Origin of the sequence: Steroidobacter sp. (assembly GCF_016790065.1) — a bacterium.
Classification (GTDB): Bacteria; Pseudomonadota; Gammaproteobacteria; order Steroidobacterales; family Steroidobacteraceae; genus Steroidobacter.
On the sequence record NZ_JAEUPY010000701.1, the window covers coordinates 1 to 2,668 of the forward strand.

Consider the following 2,668-nt stretch of genomic DNA (forward strand, 5'->3'; position numbering starts at 1 on the left):
TGCGGCGGAGGCTCAGCGGTACGTAGCAGAAACGGGTTCTTCAACAGAACCCGTTCGAGTCGATGCCCAACGATGCGGGCTTCGAGCGATTCGATGTAGACGGCGACGTCAGGCAGTTCTGGCATAAATGCCTAACGGCCCGAGCCGCATCAGAGTTCGCGCAGGCCCGTTGTGATCGGCAATCGAGCGGCGCGCCAGCTGGGCAGCAAACCGCCGATCAGGCCAAGCACCAGTGCCCACACCAATCCCTGAATCAGCAACTGCGGCGTCACCGTGAAAGCAAAGCTGAGCTGGCTGAACGTCGCGAAGTTCATGGTCGTGGCTCGCATGCCGTTGAAGGCGAAGTAGGACACGAACATGCCCACCGCGCCGCCGACCAAACCGATGAGCAATGCTTCCGCCAGCACGGAGGTGACAACCGGCGCCGCGCCGAAGCCCAGCGCACGCAACGTTGCGATCTCACGCATACGCGAAGAAACAGCCGAGTACATGGTGTTCAACGCCGCGAAGACTGCGCCGAGGCCCATCAGAACAGCGATCGCGGTGCCGATGGTCTTGACCAACGTCACCAGAATCTTCGATTGCTCTTCGTAATACTGCTTTTCACTGAAAACGCGGACGTTGAGGCGAGGATCGCTGGTCAGCGCATCCTTGAACGCCTGCATCTCGCTTGCGCTGGTCAGCTTCACTCGCATCGATTGATAGGAGTTGCCGCGGTTGTAAGCACCTTGGAGCACGGAAGCATCGGTCCAGATTTCGGACTCGGCGACGCTGCCGCGATCTTCGAAGATGCCTGTAACGGTCCAGTTGGTCGTACCCCAGCGCAATTGGCTGCCGACTTTCAAACCGGAGAACTGAGTGCTCGCGCCGCGGCCAACGACGACTTCGAACTTGCCGGGTGTGAAGTCGACGCCTTCGACGATCTTGAAATTACCGCGTAGCTTGGCGGCCTGTTGACCAACGCCGCGTAAAGGAACATTCGCCTCAGTGCCGGTGCTGACCAAGGGCACATTGACCACGACGTAAAGCTCGGGAGAGGCCAACGGGCCTTGTTCGTCGCGCGCTGCTTGTTTGGCGTCGGCGATGACTCGCGTTTGTTCCTGCGTCAGGCCGCTGCCCATTTCGTCGGTGGCGCCATTGCGCAACACGATGGCCACTTGATCCGAGCCGGAAATCTCCAGCACCGCGCGAAAGCCTTCGGCAATCGACAGCACGCCGATGAGCACAGTGACCACGCCGGCGATGCCGATCAGCGCCACGATGGTCGACGCGGCCCGCTGCGACATGTTGCGCAGGTTCATGCTGGTGATGGCGCCGATTTGAGCAAAAGAGTTATCTGACATGGCGGATTCCTAGCTCAAGTCTTGCGCAAGGCGTCGACGATCTTCAGTCGCGCAGCCTGGCTACACGGCAACACCGCAGCCAAGCCACCGAGCAGCAAGATCAAAACCGCGCCGATGGCCCAGGTCGTTGCCGGCATGCCCAGCACTGGGAAGAACTGCGCGACCGCGGCCGAGAGCCCCTTGCTTGCCAATGCGGCCAGTCCCAAACCGATCAAGCCACCCAACGCAGTGACTAGAATGGCTTCGGCCAGAATCAGCAGCGTCACGCCGGTGCCAGAGAAGCCCAGCGTTTTCATGACGCCGATTTCATTGATGCGTTCTCGGATGGACTGGCCCATGGTGTTGGCGGTCACCAGCAGCATGGTGAAGAACACGGCCGCAGCCACTGCCGTCAGCAACGCGCCGATGTTGCCCATCTGATTGGCGAAGCCCTGGATGAACGCTTTTTCGGTCGAGGTCTTGGTCTCGGTGGAAGAGTTGGCGAACATCGCGTCGATGGTGCTGGCGATCTCGGCGGAGTGCGCTGGATCTTTCACCTTCACCACTACCCAACCGATCATGTCGCGAATCTCACTGCGCGATTCGTTGAGATAGTCGTAGTGGAAATAAATGCTTTGGTTGTCGCCATTGGTGGCGTCATAGATGCCGGCGATTTTCATCGGCCAGGTGTTACCGCCATCTTTCTTGGTCCAGATGTTGGAGCGTAGCGGGATGGTGTCGCCGACTTTCCATTTGAAGCGCTCTGCCACCAGCTTGCCGACGATGGCGCTGCTGCGGTCCTTCATGAACGCATCCTGTTCTTCAGGCTTCAGCTTGTACTCGTTGTACACCTGGAAGAACGTGTCCGCCTCGATGGCGAAGGCCGGCATTTGATTCCGATCTTCCTGATACACGCCGCCGAACCAATCCTGCGACGACGCCACCACTACGCCGTCGACGCCTTTGACGCGGTTCAGATACGACAGCGGCAGGGATTGCACAAAGGACGTCTTGTGCATGGTGATGAGTCGGTCGAGGCCGGCCAGCTCGGGGCTGCCGGTGAGCGCGACGCGCAGCGTCTGCATCAGGCCGAACAATAGAAACGCGACCACGATGGAGGCGATCGTGAGGCTGGTGCGCAGCCGTTTGCGGCCCAGGTTGGCCCATAGCAAAGGTAAATATTTGAACATGGTGTGGCCTACGCCGCCGCTTCGCGGCCCAGCTGACCCTTATTCAAATGCAACACATGCTTGGCGCGAGCGGCGGCATGTGGATCGTGCGTCACCATGATGATGGTCTTGCCCTGTTGTTGATTCAGGGCCTGCAACAGATCCAGAATTTCATCG

At 59.5% G+C, this 2,668-nt stretch carries 2 protein-coding genes and 1 pseudogene; all 3 read right to left on the reverse strand.

Annotated features, from left to right (window positions below):
• Positions 1-149 precede the first annotated feature (149 nt).
• Positions 150-1,343 carry an ABC transporter permease gene (locus JNL55_RS28840; RefSeq protein ID WP_293862813.1) on the reverse strand — a complete coding sequence of 398 codons (1,194 nt, stop codon included), beginning with the start codon at positions 1,341-1,343 and terminating at the stop codon, positions 150-152.
• A 14-nt stretch (positions 1,344-1,357) separates the two neighbouring features.
• Complete coding sequence (locus tag JNL55_RS28845) at positions 1,358-2,512, reverse strand: ABC transporter permease (RefSeq protein WP_293862815.1); 1,155 nt, start codon at positions 2,510-2,512, stop codon at positions 1,358-1,360.
• An 8-nt stretch (positions 2,513-2,520) separates the two neighbouring features.
• Positions 2,521-2,668, reverse strand: a pseudogene (locus JNL55_RS37555) (ABC transporter ATP-binding protein); the annotation flags it as partial.

What these genes read in the sequence shown, in the direction of transcription:
- JNL55_RS28840 (WP_293862813.1), bottom strand. Translation starts at nt 1,343, where the DNA reads ATGTCAGATAACTCTTTTGCTCAAATCGGCGCCATCACCAGCATGAAC.
- JNL55_RS28845 (WP_293862815.1), bottom strand. Translation starts at nt 2,512, where the DNA reads ATGTTCAAATATTTACCTTTGCTATGGGCCAACCTGGGCCGCAAACGG.